This window comes from Streptomyces sp. NBC_00654, from assembly GCF_026341775.1.
In the GTDB taxonomy this organism is placed as follows: Bacteria; Actinomycetota; Actinomycetes; order Streptomycetales; family Streptomycetaceae; genus Streptomyces.
Window position 1 is genome coordinate 1,765,518 of record NZ_JAPEOB010000001.1, and the last position, 14,491, is coordinate 1,780,008.

Annotated in this window: 14 protein-coding genes; 7 read left to right on the forward strand and 7 right to left on the reverse strand. The window is 70.5% G+C overall.

Going from position 1 to position 14,491, the window contains the following annotated elements; translation table 11 throughout:
- Nucleotides 1-42 precede the first annotated feature (42 nt).
- Genes OHA98_RS07750 through OHA98_RS07760 form a run of 3 tightly spaced genes read left to right on the forward strand, consistent with a single transcriptional unit; the run spans nucleotide 43 to nucleotide 3,444 of the window.
- Nucleotides 43-1,056, forward strand: coding sequence for a carbohydrate ABC transporter permease (locus OHA98_RS07750; protein ID WP_266923682.1), 1,014 nt, complete (start codon nucleotides 43-45; stop codon nucleotides 1,054-1,056).
- Complete coding sequence (locus OHA98_RS07755) at nucleotides 1,053-1,913, forward strand: carbohydrate ABC transporter permease (RefSeq protein WP_266923684.1); 861 nt, start codon at nucleotides 1,053-1,055, stop codon at nucleotides 1,911-1,913. The genes OHA98_RS07750 and OHA98_RS07755 overlap by 4 nt, the downstream gene beginning before the upstream one ends.
- A gap of 10 nt (nucleotides 1,914-1,923) precedes the next feature.
- Entirely contained in the window at nucleotides 1,924-3,444 is a 1,521-nt protein-coding gene (locus OHA98_RS07760) for a glycoside hydrolase family 3 protein (protein WP_266923685.1), read from the forward strand.
- Nucleotides 3,445-3,567: 123 nt separating this feature from the next.
- On the opposite strand, the gene nagB is transcribed toward OHA98_RS07760, so the two are convergent.
- On the reverse strand, nucleotides 3,568-4,353 hold the full coding sequence (gene nagB / locus OHA98_RS07765; protein WP_266923687.1) for a glucosamine-6-phosphate deaminase: 786 nt from the start codon (nucleotides 4,351-4,353) through the stop codon (nucleotides 3,568-3,570).
- Nucleotides 4,354-4,551: 198 nt separating this feature from the next.
- Here nagB and OHA98_RS07770 point away from each other — a divergent pair, with 198 nt between their 5' ends.
- Complete coding sequence (locus OHA98_RS07770; protein ID WP_266923689.1) at nucleotides 4,552-5,631, forward strand: SIS domain-containing protein; 1,080 nt, start codon at nucleotides 4,552-4,554, stop codon at nucleotides 5,629-5,631.
- A 423-nt stretch (nucleotides 5,632-6,054) separates the two neighbouring features.
- On the forward strand, nucleotides 6,055-7,521 hold the full coding sequence (locus tag OHA98_RS07775; protein ID WP_266927786.1) for a sensor histidine kinase: 1,467 nt from the start codon (nucleotides 6,055-6,057) through the stop codon (nucleotides 7,519-7,521).
- 226 nt (nucleotides 7,522-7,747) lie between these two features.
- Here the strand turns inward: OHA98_RS07775 and OHA98_RS07780 are convergent, their stop codons facing one another.
- Both OHA98_RS07780 and OHA98_RS07785 read right to left on the reverse strand, forming a co-directional pair.
- Nucleotides 7,748-8,005: a WhiB family transcriptional regulator gene (locus tag OHA98_RS07780; protein WP_003953983.1), complete on the reverse strand. Its 258-nt coding sequence runs from the start codon at nucleotides 8,003-8,005 to the stop codon at nucleotides 7,748-7,750.
- Nucleotides 8,006-8,323: 318 nt separating this feature from the next.
- Complete coding sequence (locus OHA98_RS07785; RefSeq protein WP_266923691.1) at nucleotides 8,324-9,292, reverse strand: diacylglycerol kinase family protein; 969 nt, start codon at nucleotides 9,290-9,292, stop codon at nucleotides 8,324-8,326.
- Nucleotides 9,293-9,502: 210 nt separating this feature from the next.
- Here OHA98_RS07785 and OHA98_RS07790 point away from each other — a divergent pair, with 210 nt between their 5' ends.
- Nucleotides 9,503-9,991, forward strand: coding sequence for a hypothetical protein (locus OHA98_RS07790; RefSeq protein WP_266923693.1), 489 nt, complete (start codon nucleotides 9,503-9,505; stop codon nucleotides 9,989-9,991).
- A 75-nt stretch (nucleotides 9,992-10,066) separates the two neighbouring features.
- Here OHA98_RS07790 and OHA98_RS07795 read toward each other — a convergent pair whose 3' ends face one another.
- The 3 genes from OHA98_RS07795 to OHA98_RS07805 all read right to left on the reverse strand — a co-directional run bounded on the left by OHA98_RS07795 (nucleotide 10,067) and on the right by OHA98_RS07805 (nucleotide 11,923).
- The gene (locus OHA98_RS07795) at nucleotides 10,067-10,993 is read right to left on the reverse strand and encodes an RNA polymerase sigma factor SigF (RefSeq protein WP_266923695.1); all 927 of its coding nucleotides are present in this window, start codon (nucleotides 10,991-10,993) and stop codon (nucleotides 10,067-10,069) included.
- Between the two features lie 23 nt (nucleotides 10,994-11,016).
- Nucleotides 11,017-11,430, reverse strand: a complete 414-nt coding sequence (locus tag OHA98_RS07800; protein ID WP_003966375.1) for an anti-sigma regulatory factor — start codon at nucleotides 11,428-11,430, stop codon at nucleotides 11,017-11,019.
- Between the two features lie 232 nt (nucleotides 11,431-11,662).
- Nucleotides 11,663-11,923 (reverse strand): UBP-type zinc finger domain-containing protein, encoded by a 261-nt coding sequence (locus OHA98_RS07805; RefSeq protein WP_266923696.1) that lies wholly within the window; start codon nucleotides 11,921-11,923, stop codon nucleotides 11,663-11,665.
- Between the two features lie 35 nt (nucleotides 11,924-11,958).
- On the opposite strand from OHA98_RS07805, the gene OHA98_RS07810 reads away from it, so the two are divergent.
- Entirely contained in the window at nucleotides 11,959-13,560 is a 1,602-nt protein-coding gene (locus OHA98_RS07810; RefSeq protein ID WP_266923698.1) for a Na+/H+ antiporter, read from the forward strand.
- On the opposite strand, the gene OHA98_RS07815 is transcribed toward OHA98_RS07810, so the two are convergent.
- Nucleotides 13,536-14,450, reverse strand: a complete 915-nt coding sequence (locus OHA98_RS07815; protein WP_266923699.1) for a 1-aminocyclopropane-1-carboxylate deaminase/D-cysteine desulfhydrase — start codon at nucleotides 14,448-14,450, stop codon at nucleotides 13,536-13,538. The two genes, OHA98_RS07810 and OHA98_RS07815, sit on opposite strands and share 25 nt — an antisense overlap.
- Nucleotides 14,451-14,491 lie beyond the last annotated feature (41 nt).

Here is a 14,491-nt window from a genome sequence, read left to right on the forward strand (position 1 = left end):
TTTCCGGGGGTTGCCTCGGACCCGCGATGGAAGGTCAGCCACGTGACTGCCGCCGACACCAAGGCCGCCGGGCCACCGGTCTCCGAACCACGTGATCCCCGATCGACCGGGCCCCGGCTGTCCGAAGAGGACGGCGCCGGGCCCCGCGTACAGAAGAGGAAGCGGAAGAAGGGTGAACTCCTCCCCTACTTCCTGATCCTCCCGGCGATCGTGGCGATCGCCGCCGTCTATCTCTACCCGCTCGGCAAGACCGTGATCATGTCCTTCCAGGACATGGGCCGGCGTGAGCTGTGGAGCGGTGAGCCCGCACCATGGGTGGGCCTGAAGCAGTTCACCAACATCCTCGGCGACGACGAGTTCTGGTGGGTCACCTTCCGCACCGTGGTCTTCATGGCCATCTGCGTGACCCTGACCATGGCCCTCGGCCTCCTCATCTCCCTGCTGATGCGCCGGCTGTCCACCTGGGTCAGGCTCGTGCTGACCTTCTGCCTGATCGCCGCCTGGTCCATGCCGCTGATGGTCGCGGCCTCGATCTTCCGCTTCATGGCCGACTCCGACTACGGCCTGATCAACACCATGATCGCCAAGGTCGTGGGCGAGGACTTCCTCGGCCACAACTGGTACCTGGACCCGATCCAGGGCTTCACGATCATCGCCATCCTGGTCGTGTGGGGTGCCATTCCGTTCGTCGTCGTCACCCTGTACGCCGCACTCACCCAGGTCCCCAAGGAACTGGAAGAGGCCGCCTCGCTCGACGGCGCCTCCGGCTACGGCGTCTACAAGTACGTCACCTGGCCGGTCATCAAGCCGGTCTTCACCATGGTGGCCACGCTCTCCGTGATCTGGGACTTCAACGTCTTCGGCCAGATCTGGCTGCTGCGCGGCAACAAGCCCGAGCCGGAGTACGAGACCCTCGGCCTCTACTCCTACTCGAAGGCGTTCGAGTCCACTTCCTTCAGTCAGGGCACCGCGATCGCCCTGATCACGGTGCTGCTGCTGTCCGGCGTGGCCGTGTACTACCTGCGCCAGCTCATGAAGACGGGAGAGGTCGAATGAGCACCACGACCGACACACAGACCCTGCGGCCGGACCGCAAGCAGAGCAGGATCGGCTTCGACATCCTGGGCCTGGGCATCGCCCTGGTCATGGTCTTCCCGGTCTACTGGCTGGTCATCAGCGCCCTGCGGCCCAACCGCGAGATCCGCTCGTACGACCAGACGCTGTGGCCCTCGTCGATCACCTTCGACAACTTCGTACGGGCCACCGAACAGCCGAACTTCGGCACCGCGATCCAGTCGAGCCTCATCGTCTCGATCACCGCCGTGGTAGGCGGCATGATCATCGCGACCCTGGCGGCACTGGCCATCGGCCGCTTCCGCTTCTTCGGCCGCAAGGCCCTGGTCCTGATCATGATCCTGGTCCAGATGCTGCCGCCGACGGCGATGCTCATCCCGATCTACGCCCAGCTCAACGCCATGGGCGGGATCGACGAGTACTGGGGCCTCATCGTCGTCTACCTCGTCTCCACGCTGCCCTTCGCGACGATCATGATCCGCGGCTTCGTGGTGAACATCCCCGTGGAGCTGGAGGAGTCCGCGATGGTGGACGGCTGCACCCGCTTCGGTGCCTTCCGCCGCGTGATCTTCCCGCTGCTCGCACCCGGCCTCGCCGCCGCGTCGATCTTCGCGCTGGTCAACGCCTGGAACGAGTACCTCTTCGCGTACATCCTGATCAACGACAACTCCAAGTACACGCTGAACGTCTGGCTGATGACGTTCACGACCGAGCGCGGTACCGACTACGGCGCGCTGATGGCGGCGTCGACCATGATCGCCCTGCCGGTCGTCGTGTTCTTCATGTTCATCCAGCGGAAGATGGCCGCTGGCCTCACTTCCGGCGCCGTGAAGGGATAGTGCGGGCCCCATGACCACCCTCGTTTCCACTACGGACACGCTGACGCGCGACGCGCTCGCCGTCCTCCAGCCCGGGTTCACCGGCACCACCGCCCCGGACTGGGTCCTGCGCCGGGTCGGTGAAGGGCTCGCCGCCGTCGCGCTGTTCGGCCGCAACATCCAGACGCCCGAGCAGGTCGCCGCCCTCACCGCCCAGCTGCGGGCCGAGCGCGAGGACGTCCTCGTCGCGATCGACGAGGAAGGCGGTGACGTCACCCGGCTGGAGGTCCGGCAGGGTTCCTCGTTCCCCGGCAACCTCGCCCTCGGCGCGGTCGACGATGTGCACCTGACCCGGGACGTCGCCCAGGAGCTCGGCCGCCGGCTCGCCGAGTGCGGCGTCAACCTCAACTGGGCGCCGTCCGCCGACGCCAACTCCGACCCGGGCAACCCGGTCATCGGCGTCCGCTCCTTCGGGGCCGACCCTCGCCTCGTCGCCCGGCACACGGCCGCGTACATCGAGGGCCTCCAGGCCGCCGGTGTCGCCGCCTGCACCAAGCACTTCCCCGGGCACGGCGACACCGCGGTCGACTCGCACCACGCGATGCCCCGCATCGACGTGGACCTCGAAACCCTGCACGCCCGTGAGCTGGTGCCCTTCCGGGCGGCCATCGCGGCGGGCTCCAAGTCCGTGATGACGGCGCACATCCTGCTGGCCGCGCTGGACTCCGAGCGTCCCGCGACCATCAGCCCGCAGATCCTCACCGGTCTGCTGCGCGAGGAGCTCGGCTACGACGGCCTGATCGTCACCGACGCCGTGGAGATGCAGGCCATCGCCTCGACGTACGGCATAGCCCGCGGCTCCGTCCTCGCGATAGCCGCGGGTGCCGACGCCCTGTGCGTCGGCGGCGGGCTGGAGGACGAGCCCACGGTCCTGCTGCTGCGCGACGCGCTGGTCGAGGCGGTACGCAGCGGTGAACTGCCCGAGGAGCGGCTCGCCGACGCCGCGGCCCGGGTACGCGCACTCGCGTCCTGGACGCAGAGCGCGCGGGGGGCTGTCCCGGAGCCGGGCGCGGCAGCGCAGGAGGGGATCGCGCCCGGCACCGGAGTCAGCACCGACATCGGGCTGGTGGCGGCCCGCCGCGCGGTCCAGGTGACCGGCACGGCCGAGCGGCTCACCGGGCCGGCCTATGTGGCCGAGTTCAACCCGGCGCCCAACATCGCGGTCGGCAACGAGACCCCGTGGGGCCTCGCCGCCGACCTGGGCCGGCTGCTGCCCGGTACCGAGAGCGGTACCTACGGCAGCGACAGCACGACGGCGGCGGCCGACGTGCTGGGCGCGGCGGGGGAGCGGCGCATCGTCGCCGTCGTCCGTGACGCCCACCGGCACGCCTGGATGGCCGAGGCCCTCGACGCGCTGGTGGCGGCACGTCCCGACACGATCGTGGTCGAGATGGGTCTTCCCCAGTCGGAGCCGAGGGGATCGTTGTACGTGGCCACCCACGGTGCCGCACGGGTCTGCGGCCTGGCGGCGGCGGAGGCCATCACCGCCTGACCGCACCACCGGATCCGGCCCGTCCGGCGATCGAGGACCGCACCTCTCGCCGGACGGGCGTCGTACGACGGAGGGCCGGACACCACAGGGTGTCCGGCCCTCCGTCGTACGTTTCCGCGGGTTCTAGATGCCCTGCCACTGCGGCTTCGCCGCGAACGTGGCGCGGAAGTAGTCCGCCAGCTTCAGCTTCGACGCGGCGGCCTCGTCGACCACCACCGTCGCGTGCGGGTGCAACTGGAGTGCGGAGGCGGGCACGATCGAGGCGACCGGTCCCTCCACCGTCTGCGCGATGGCCTCGGCCTTGCCCTCACCGGTGGCCAGCAGGATCGGGTGCCGGGAGTCCAGGATCGTGCCGATGCCCTGGGTGATCACGTGGTGCGGCACCTGGGAGATGTCGTTGTCGAAGAAGCGCGCGTTGTCGACCCGGGTCTGCTCGGTCAGCGTCTTGATCCGGGTGCGGGAGGCCAGTGAGGAGCACGGCTCGTTGAAGCCTATGTGGCCGTCGGTGCCGATGCCGAGCAGCTGGAGGTCGACCCCGCCGGCCGCCGCCAGCGCCTTGTCGTACGCCTCGCAGGCGGCCTGGACGTCCTCGGCGGAGCCGTCGGGGCCCATGAAGGACGCCTCGGAGAGCCCGAGCGGCTCGACGACCTCGCGCAGCACCACGGAGCGGTACGACTCCGGGTGGCCCGCGGGCAGGCCGACGTACTCGTCCAGCTGGCAGATGCGGGCGCGCGAGGCGTCCACCGCACCGGAGCGGACGCCGGCCGCCAGCGCCTGGTAGATGGGCAGCGGGGTGGAGCCGGTGGCAACGCCGAGCAGGGCGTCGGGCTTGCGGCTCAGCAGGGCGCCGATGGCCTCCGCGATGAGTTCGCCGCCTGCCTTGGCATCCGGGACGATGACAACTTCCACGCTGTGCCTGCCGATCTGAAGAGTGGTGGAGTCATGTGGTATAGACCAATCAAACTCCCAATCTAGCAGAACCCGGCAGCCGTCAGGTGAACCGTTCATCCCTTGGTCCTCCCGCTGATACGTCCGACGGTCCGCTGGCGGGTCCCCCCGGCACCGTGGTCGACTTGTCCGAAACGACGACACCGCAGGGAGGCACCCATGTCCGCCACCTTCTCGGCCGGGCGGAACGGCCGCGGCGAGCACCCCGGCCGGATCATGTCCGGCGAAATGGCCGAGCAGCCCGGGATGCTGCGGCGCATCCTCGACCGGGGTGCCGCCGGGATCCGTGAGGTGGCCGCGGAGATCGCCGCCAGGAAGCCCCGCTTCGTCCTGCTCACGGCGCGCGGTACGTCCGACAACGCGGCGCTGTACGCGAAGTACCTGCTGGAGATCCGGCTCGGCCTGCCCTGCGGCCTGGCGTCGATGTCCACCACGACGGCGTACGGGGCCAAGCCCGACCTCACCGACGTCCTGGTGATCACCATCAGTCAGTCGGGCGGCTCGCCCGACCTGGTGGCCTCCACGAAGGCGGCCCGGGAGGCCGGGGCGGTCACCCTCGCCGTCACCAACAACCCGGACTCCGCGCTGGCCGCGGTCTCCGAGTACCACATCGACATCCTCGCGGGCCCGGAGAAGGCGCTCCCGGCCACCAAGACGTACACCGCCTCCCTGCTGTCCCTCTATCTCTTCGTGGAGGGTCTGCGCGGCGGTGACGGCTCCGCCGCCGCCGTCCTGCCCGAGCTCGCCGAGGCGATCCTGGGGCGCGGGGACGAGGTCAGGTCGCTGGCCTCGCGCTACCGCTTCGCCGAGCGCATGGTCATCACCTCGCGCGGCTACGGCTACCCGACGGCCAAGGAGGCGGCCCTGAAGCTGATGGAGACCAGTTACATCCCCGCGCTCTCCTACTCCGGCGCCGATCTCCTGCACGGCCCGCTCGCGATGGTCGACAACATCTCCCCGGTGATCGCGGTCGTCACCGACGGACGGGGCGGCGAGGCCCTCCAGCCGGTCCTGGACCGGCTGCGCGGACGCGGCGCCGACCTCTTCGTGGTGGGTCCGAAGGCGCAGGTGGACGCGGCCTCCGCGGGCTTCGTGCTGCCGGCGGCGGGGGTGCCGGAGGAACTCCAGCCGATCCTGGAGATCCTGCCGCTCCAGATGCTCGCGTACGAGGTGACCATCGCCCGCGGCCAGGACCCGGACGCGCCACGCGCTCTGGCCAAGGTCACCGAGACCCGCTGACGGGGCGAGGAGGCCACCGGCGGGGGAGCGGCGGCCCGTCGCGGGGCGGCGTCCGCCCCCGGGGCGGCGTCCGCCCCCGGGAACACCCGCGGGCCGCGGCGCCGGGACGGGACCCTCAGCCCGTCCGGCACCGCAGCCCGGAGCTACCTGGCCGGCGGTGTGCGGTGCCTCCGGCCACTGGAGGCACCGGCGCGGTCAGGGCAGAGAGCGCCGGGTGCCTCGTTCCGCTCTCCTGTGCGGGGAGAGCGGAGGACTTGTTGTGAGCATTGTGGACTAGACCAATTGCCTGTGTCTATCCGTAGGACAGACATTTTCCGGCCACACTTCCCCGCCGCACCCCCCGTCCCGCGGTGGCACGGAGCGGGGGCCCGATCGGTTCGGTACCTCTCGGTATCCACAGGTACGCTCGCACCCGTGCCCTCCATGAACGACCTCGTCCGCCAGCACACAGCCCTGAGTGACACCGACCTCGAGTGGCTGCATCTGCTGGTCTCGGAGTGGCAGCTGCTCTCCGACCTGTCCTTCGCCGACCTCGTCCTGTGGGTTCCGACCCGCGACGGGACCCGCTATGTCTCCGTGGCGCAGATGCGGCCCAACACCGGCCCCACCTCCTACCAGGACGACATGGTCGGCCACCTGGTGCCGCGCGGGCGCCGTCCGCTGCTGGACGCCGCCCTGGACGAGGGCCGGATCGTGCGCGAGGGCGACCCGGAGTGGCGCGAGGAGGTGCCGGTACGGGTCGAGTCCATCCCCGTACGCCGTGAGGGGCGGGTGCTCGGTGTCATCGCGCGCAATACCAATCTCCTCACCGTGCGCACGCCCTCCCGGCTGGAACTCACCTACCTCCAGTCCGCCTCCGACCTGGCCCAGATGATCGCCGCCGGGGCCTTCCCCTTCCCCGGCCAGCAGGTCGACATGGACGCGTCCCCGCGCGTCGGCGACGGCCTGATCAGGCTCGACGCCGACGGGGTCGTGCAGTACGCCAGCCCCAACGGCCTGTCCGCGTACCACCGTCTGGGGCTCGCCTCCGACCTCGTCGGCCACCACCTCGGTACCACCACGGCCGAGCTCGCCCCGTCCCGGGGGCCGGTGGACGAGGCCCTGGTCAAGGTGGCCAGCGGCTACGCGCCCCGCGAGTTCGAGGTCGAGTGCGCCGGGGGTGTCATCCAGCTGCGGGCCATTCCGCTCAAACCCAAAGGTGTGCGCATCGGTTCGCTGGTCCTGCTGCGGGACGTCACCGAACTGCGCCGCCGCGAGCGCGAGTTGATCACCAAGGACGCCACCATCCGGGAGATCCACCACCGGGTGAAGAACAACCTCCAGACCGTGGCCGCCCTGTTGCGTCTCCAGGCCCGCCGGATGGACTCGGAGCAGGGCCGCGAGGCGCTCAATGAAGCGGTACGGAGGGTCGGTTCGATCGCGATCGTCCATGAGACGCTGTCCCAGAATCTGGACGAGCGGGTCGAGTTCGACGAGATCGCCGACCGGGTCATCGCGATGGTCGCCGAGATCTCCCCCGGCAAGGTCACCTGCCGCCGGACGGGGCGCTTCGGCATCCTTGACGCGGAAGTGGCCACTCCGCTCTCGATGGTCCTCACCGAGGTGCTGCAGAACGCCCTGGAGCACGCCTTCACGGTGGCCGAGCGCGGCACGGTGGACGTCTCCGCCGTCCGGGGCGGCTCGCCCACCGAGGGGCGGCTGCTGATCACGGTCACCGACGACGGGCGCGGTCTGCCCGAGGGGTTCGACCCGCAGCGGGCCGGCAACCTGGGACTCCAGATCGTACGGACCCTGGTGGAGGGTGAGCTGGGCGGAACCTTCGGGATGCTTCCTGGGCCCGAGCGCGGCACCCGGGTGGTGCTGGACCTCCCGGTCCGCAACGAGAAATAGACGAGACGCGGGCGGGGAGCGGGCGGGGAGCGGCAGCCGGGGCGACGGACCGGCTGTGCGCGACCGGCACAGCACAGCGGGCCCGGACCGTGGTAACGGTCCGGGCCCACTGTGTAGTGCTCACGTTGCGATGCGCTTCGGGGGTACTGCGCGCTGCGACTCGAAGGCGGGGCTGTGCGTACGCTCTGTACGCGCCGCCGGGCTGGGGCTCGTCGCGGGGGGTCGATCAGGCGCTGGCGTTACGCGCCCGGTTGCGAGCGGCACGGCGCTTCATCGCGCGGCGCTCGTCCTCGCTGAGGCCACCCCAGACGCCGGAGTCCTGGCCGGACTCGAGCGCCCACTGCAGGCACTGCTCCATGACGGGGCAGCGACGGCAGACGGCCTTGGCTTCCTCGATCTGCAGCAGCGCAGGACCGGTGTTGCCGATGGGGAAGAACAGCTCGGGGTCTTCCTCACGACAAACGGCGTTGTGACGCCAGTCCATGGCTGCTACCTCTCCTTGGTATTACATGCTTGTTGCTTGTGAATGTGAACGCTTTCACGAATCCCCCCGCAGATGACGGGCCGACCCCCAGGAGAACTGGGTGTGGTCTGTGAGGTGAGGAGGGGTTCTGGCTCCCAGGGAGGCCGGTGTTGCGGGCCGTCCCGATCGCCATGTAGAGATTCGCAAACCTCGGCGACGGATACAACCCCTTCTGGAAAGTTTTTTTTGATTCCTCGGTGTCGGCTAGGTCACAGCCGTACTTCTTAGGGGTGGGGGCCAGCCCAAACGTTCGAGTTAAAGGACTTTGGGCCCTTCCACTCACACAATCACACGCAGTGCACGGCGTACGCCTGTGAACGTCACGCTCGTACGCAGTCCCAGGTGGTCACCGTCCATCTGGAAGGGCAGTGGCACCTTTGAATGCAAGGTGAAGTCCGTGAGGTCATGCAGTGAAACCGCGTGCTTTCCGTGCGGGCCCTTTTCGGGGCTCGAAGTGAGCAGCTGGGTGGCATAACGGGTCACCGCGGGGGTGGACAGCCGCTTCAGCCCGAGAATGTCCAGGCCGGTGTCGAAGGATGCCTTGGGAGAGGCGTACATCGGGCGATTGCCCAGGTAGGTCCACGGGGCGGTGTTGCAGATTATGGAGAGGGCGAGGTCGGTGACCGGGTCCTGGCCGGGCACGTCCAGCGTGATCATCCCGTGCCGCCGGTGCGGCTCCTCCAGGAATTGCCGGACCACCTGGCGTACGTAGAGCGCATGCGTCGACCGCCGACCGCGCTCGCGCTGTTGTTCGACCCGGCCGATGACCCCCGCGTCGAATCCGAGTCCGGCGCAGAAGGTGAACCAGCGGTCCGGAACCGACTCGTCCGCCGTGCCGGGGGTGCCGGCCGCCAGACCGAGGCCGACCGTCCGCTCGCTCCGCTGCTCCAGCGCGTCCAGGATCGCGCCCGTCGCCTCCACGGCGTCGTTGGGCAGTCCCAGCGCGCGGGCGAAGACATTGGTGGAGCCGCCGGGAACCACCGCGAGCTTCGGCAGGCTGTCCACATCGGGGCCGTTGTGCAGCAGCCCGTTCACGACCTCGTTGACCGTGCCGTCGCCGCCGAGGGCGACCACCAGGTCGATGTCGTCGCTGTCGGCGGCCCGGCGCCCCAGGTCCCGGGCGTGCCCGCGGTACTCGGTGGTCACCGCTTCCAGCTTCATCTCGCTCGCCAGGGCGTGAATGAGCACGTCACGGGTCCGCGCGCTGGTGGTGGTAGCAGCTGGGTTGACCACGAGGAGTGCGCGCATGCCCGCCAGACTACCTATCGGGTGGTACCGCCCAGTAGTCCGGATCCCCCGCGTCCGCGGCCGGTGACGGAACGTGAACGGCCGCCGTCCTGGGCCCCGCGCCCGCCGCTCCGTGCTCCCGTGTCCCGCGCGCCCCGTACTCCGCGCCCCGTGCCCCACCCCCGTACCCCGGCTTCGCTTTCGCCGCCGGAGGATGCCAGTCTGAGAGGCGTGAGTACTCAGCAGAACACGCCCTCCCCGTCCGCCGCGGACGGAGGGGAAACACCGGAGACACCGGAGACACCGGAAACACCGGAGAAGCCGGGCAGGATCGCCGTCCTCGCCGGAGTCAACGCCCTGGAAGGGGCGGCACTGGTCATCGGCGGGCTCTACATGCTGGTGATGGGGCTGGTCGGGCGGCCCGAGAGCCCCCAGCAGGCGGAGACGGGCGGGGTCACCCTCATCGCGCTCGGCCTGATTCCGCTGTTCGCGGCCCGCGGGCTGCTGCTGCGCCGCAGCTGGAGCCGGGGACCCGCGCTCATCACCCAGCTGATGGCGCTGCCGGTGGCCTGGACCCTGCTGCGGGCGCAGGGCGCGCTGATCCCCGCCGGGATCGTTCTCGCCGCGGTGGCCGTGACCGGGCTCGTGCTGGTCATGAACCCGGCGACCACCCGTGAGCTGGGCATCCGCCGGGGGCCGCGGACGACCCCCGGCGCCTGACCCGGGCATTTCCGGCACCCGGCCCGACCTGTGACCCGTCGCGTCCGCGCCGGGCCGGTGGCCGGTGCCCGTCCGCTACTCCTCCACGAGCAGCCGCTCGCGCAGCTGGGCGAGTGTGCGGGCCAGCAGCCGCGAGACATGCATCTGCGAGATGCCGACCTCCTGCGCGATCTGCGACTGGGTCATGTTCCCGAAGAAGCGCAGCAGCAGAATGCGCTTCTCGCGCGGCGGCAGGTCTTCCAGCAGCGGTTTCAGCGACTCCCGGTACTCGACACCCTCCAGCGCCTCGTCCTCGGAGCCGAGCGTGTCCGCGACCGCGGGCGACTCGTCGTCCGTGTCCGGGACGTCCAGGGAGAGCGTGCTGTACGCGTTGGCCGATTCCAGCCCCTCCAGGACCTCTTCCTCGGAGATGCCCAGCCGCTCCGCCAGCTCGTGCACGGTCGGCGAGCGGCCGTGCTGCTGGGAGAGCTCCGCGGTGGCCGTGGTCAGCGAGAGCCGCAGCTCCTGAAGACGGCGCGGCACCCGTACCGCCCAGCCCTTGTCGCGGAAGTGGCGCTTGATCTCGCCGACGACCGTGGGGGTCGCGTACGTCGAGAACTCCACGCCCCGGTCCGGATCGAACCGGTCCACCGACTTGATCAGGCCGATCGTGGCGACCTGGGTCAGGTCGTCCAGCGGCTCGCCGCGGTTGCGGAAGCGGCGCGCCAGATGCTCCACGAGCGGCAGATGCATCCGCACCAGCCGGTTGCGCAGCTCCGCCTTCTCGGGCGAGCCGTCGGGCAGCTCCCGCAGCTCGATGAAGAGTGCCCGCGCCCCGCTGCGGTCATGTGGATCGTGGTGCCCGTGCTCGCTCATCTGGACCGTCCGCTCTGCCTGCGACTGCTCCACCGCGACCGTACGGCTCTCGGGCCCGTCCGCTCCGTCCACCGGATGCGGCCGGGCCTGTTGCTCAGGGATGGCTGCTGGGCGCACCACCCCGGGTCGGATCGTCTCGTCCCGCACAGAACCGTCCCCGTTCCCCTCGCTCACGCCGGCCCGGGGCCCGCGCCGCGTTGCTTGTAGAGGCTGATGCTGACCGTACGGTCGTCGGCGACCGTGGAGTCGACCTTGCCGGCCAGCGCGGAGAGCACCGTCCAGGCGAAGGTGTCACGTTCGGGCGCGCGGCCGTCCGTCGTGGGGGCCGACACCGTCACCTCGAGAGAGTCGTCGACGAGACGGAACACGCAGCTGAGGACGGAGCCCGGCACGGCCTGCTGGAGCAGGATCGCGCAGGCCTCGTCGACCGCGATGCGAAGGTCCTCGATCTCGTCGAGAGTGAAGTCCAAACGCGCTGCGAGACCGGCCGTGGCCGTTCGCAGCACCGACAGGTAGGCACCCGCAGCGGGCAGCCGGACCTCTACGAAGTCCTGATTCCCGGGCTCGCCTGCGATCTGGGACACCCTCACCTCCAAGGTGGCACAAACTCTTTCGAGGTTCCGGGAGAAGTGGCCCGGAGCCATGTGGTCCGTCGTCGGTTCCTGGCTCGGCGACGCTATCGCGACCCATGATGCCGTGTCGCCGAGACCCCTCACCCCGGCCGTCACTCATGGTAGATCCATGTGTACGGACAGTGGCTAGGGGTCTGCGGCGGCCAATTGCGAAGAACCGGCGCCGCATTGACGTACCCAGACGTCAGACGATCGAACCGTCCTGGAAGCACCAGCGCCAGCTCTCGCCCTGCTCGAAGCTCCGCATCACGGGATGACCGGACTCCTTGTAGTGCGCCGAGGCATGCCTCAGCGGCGACGAGTCGCAGCAGCCGACATGCCCGCAGGCCAGGCACAGCCGCAGCTGCACGGGGTGGCTGCCCGCCGCCAGGCATTCGAGACAGGTGCCGCTGAGCGGGGCGGGCTCGGGGCGCGGCAGTTCGAGAACGTGCGGGCACTCACTCATGATTGCCAGATTACGACGGATGCGAGGACCGTGAGATGGACGCATTGCCGCTGGTGGCCCTGATCGCGGCCAGTGCGGCGGTCGCGGGGGCGGCGCGCCGGACCCCCGTGCCCCCGCCGCTGCTGCTGGTCGCCGTGGGTCTGGTGGCCTCGTACCTTCCCGGGGTGCCGTCGTACACCCTGGACGCGCACATCGTGCTCCCGCTGCTGCTGCCGCCGCTGCTCTACACGGCGGCGGTCGACAGCTCGTACCTCGATCTGCGGGCCAACGCGCGGCCGGTCGCGCTGCTCTCCGTGGGGTACGTGCTCTTCGCGACCGTGGCGGTGGGCTGGCTCGCCTATCTGATGGTGCCCGACCTGCCGCTCACCGCGGCGCTGGTCCTCGGGGCGGTGATCGCCCCGCCGGACGCCGTGACGGCCGCCGCCATCGCCCGCCGGGTCGGGCTGCCCGCCCGGGTCACCACGATCCTCCAGGGCGAGTCCCTGGTGAACGACGCCACCGCGATCACCGCCTTCAAGGTGGCGCTGGCCGCCGCGGTCGGTGAGGGGATGAGCTGGGGCGCCGGGATCGGCGAGTTCCTGCTGGCGGCGTTCGGCGGGGTGGGTGTGGGTCTGCTCCTGATGGTGCCGCTGCACTGGCTGCGCACCCACCTCAAGGAGGCGCTCCTCCAGAACACGCTGTCCCTCCTCATCCCGTTCGTGGCGTACGCGGCGGCCGAACGGGTGCATGCCTCCGGAGTGCTCGCCGTCGTGGTCGTCGCGCTCTATCTGGGGCACCGTTCCTGGCAGGTCGACTTCGCGACCCGGCTCCAGGAGGCGGCGGTCTGGAAGATGGTCGCGTTCGTCCTGGAGTCCGCGGTGTTCGCCCTCATCGGGCTCCAGCTGCCCTTCGTACTGAAGGGGCTCGGCGCGTACGGGGTGGGGGAGGCGCTCGGCTACGCGGTCGTGGTGTTCCTCGCGGTCGTCGTGGTGCGGTTCGTCTGGGTCTACCCGGCCACCTATCTGCCCCGGTGGCTCTCCCGGCGGATCCGGGAACGCGAGCCCGGGACCGACTGGACCGCCCCGCTGATCGTGGGGTGGGCCGGGATGCGCGGCGTCGTCTCGCTCGCCATCGCGTTCTCGATCCCGATGGTCACCCATGACGGTGAGGACTTCCCGGCCCGGAACCTGGTGCTGTTCCTGACCTTCACCACGGTCATCGGCACGCTGGTGATCCAGGGCCTGACCCTGCCCCTCCTGGTGCGGGTGCTGAAGCTCCCGGGGCGTGACGCGCAGGCCGAGACGCTGGCCGAGGCGCAGGCGCAGAGCGAGGCGTCCACGGCCGCCGAGGAACGTCTGGAGGAGCTGCTGTCCGACGAGCACAACCGTCTGCCCCCGCCGCTGGCCGACCGGCTGCGCACCGTGATGGAGCGCCGGCGCAACGCCGTGTGGGAGCGGCTGGGCGCGGCCGACCCGGTCACCGGGGAGTCGGCGGACGACACCTATCGCCGCCTGGCCCGGGAGATGATCGGGGCGGAGCGCGAGGTCTTCGTGCGGCTGCGCGACGAGCGGCGGATCGACGACGAGATGATGCGGACCCTGCTGCGGCGGCTCGACCTGGAGGAGGCGGCGGCCTACCGGGAGACCGACGACTCGTAGGGCGGGCCGGTCACCACGGCGGTCACCGTCGTTCCCGGTGCGAAGGCGCCCTCCTCGGTGAGGGCCGTCAGCGCGTACAGCATCTTCGCGACGTACATCCGCTCGACGGGCAGCCCGTGCCGGTCCTCGAAGTCCTCGGCGAAGGCGTGCAGCTCCGGGGGCGTACGGGCGTAGCCGCCGAAGTGGAAGCGTTCGTCCAGGGACCACCGCCCGGCGCGACGGCCGAAGGCCTCGTGCTGGAGCCGGGTCACCTCGCCCCCCAGGAAGCCGCCGCGCAGGACCGGGATGCCCAGCGCGCGCTGACCCGGATCCAGGCCTGCGGCGAGGCCGGCCAGGGTGCCCCCCGTCCCGCACGCCACGGCGGCCACGTCGGTGCGCCCGCGCAACTCCTGCCCCAGGGCTGTGCAGCCCTGTGCGGCCAGGGCGTTGCTGCCGCCCTCCGGGATGACACAGACCTCCCCGAAGAGGCTCAGCAGCCCCTCCAGGACCTCTGGACGGGTCTTCGCCCGGTACGTCGCGCGGTCCACGAAGTGCAGACGCATGCCGTCGGCCGCGCAACGGGCCAGTGAGGGGTTGAGCGGACGGTGGGCCAGTTCGTCGCCGCGTACGACGCCGATCGTGGGGAACCCGAACAGCCGCCCGGCGGCCGCGGTGGCCCGCAGATGGTTGGAGTAGGCACCGCCGAAGGTGAGCAGGGGCGATCCGGCGGCGGCCGCGAGGTTGGGCGAGAGCTTGCGCCACTTGTTGCCCGGCAGGTCCGGGTGGATCAGGTCGTCGCGCTTGAGCAGCAGCGTGACGCCGTGCCGGGCGAACCGCTCGTCCTCGGCCGGCCGCAGCGGCGAGGGGAGGCGGGGCCGCGGCCGGGCGGGACGGGGGGCTTCGTGGTGCATGCGTCCATTGTCGCCGCGGGGCGGCCCCGGGGGGCGGCCGT

Excerpts from the sequence above, each read along its gene's own strand:
- OHA98_RS07755 (WP_266923684.1), top strand. The coding sequence starts at position 1,053 with ATGAGCACCACGACCGACACACAGACCCTGCGGCCGGACCGCAAGCAG.
- OHA98_RS07760 (WP_266923685.1), top strand. The coding sequence starts at position 1,924 with ATGACCACCCTCGTTTCCACTACGGACACGCTGACGCGCGACGCGCTC.
- OHA98_RS07770 (WP_266923689.1), top strand. The coding sequence starts at position 4,552 with ATGTCCGCCACCTTCTCGGCCGGGCGGAACGGCCGCGGCGAGCACCCC.
- OHA98_RS07775 (WP_266927786.1), top strand. The coding sequence starts at position 6,055 with ATGAACGACCTCGTCCGCCAGCACACAGCCCTGAGTGACACCGACCTC.
- OHA98_RS07780 (WP_003953983.1), bottom strand. The coding sequence starts at position 8,005 with ATGGACTGGCGTCACAACGCCGTTTGTCGTGAGGAAGACCCCGAGCTG.
- OHA98_RS07785 (WP_266923691.1), bottom strand. The coding sequence starts at position 9,292 with ATGCGCGCACTCCTCGTGGTCAACCCAGCTGCTACCACCACCAGCGCG.
- OHA98_RS07805 (WP_266923696.1), bottom strand. The coding sequence starts at position 11,923 with ATGAGTGAGTGCCCGCACGTTCTCGAACTGCCGCGCCCCGAGCCCGCC.
- OHA98_RS07810 (WP_266923698.1), top strand. The coding sequence starts at position 11,959 with ATGGACGCATTGCCGCTGGTGGCCCTGATCGCGGCCAGTGCGGCGGTC.
- OHA98_RS07815 (WP_266923699.1), bottom strand. The coding sequence starts at position 14,450 with ATGCACCACGAAGCCCCCCGTCCCGCCCGGCCGCGGCCCCGCCTCCCC.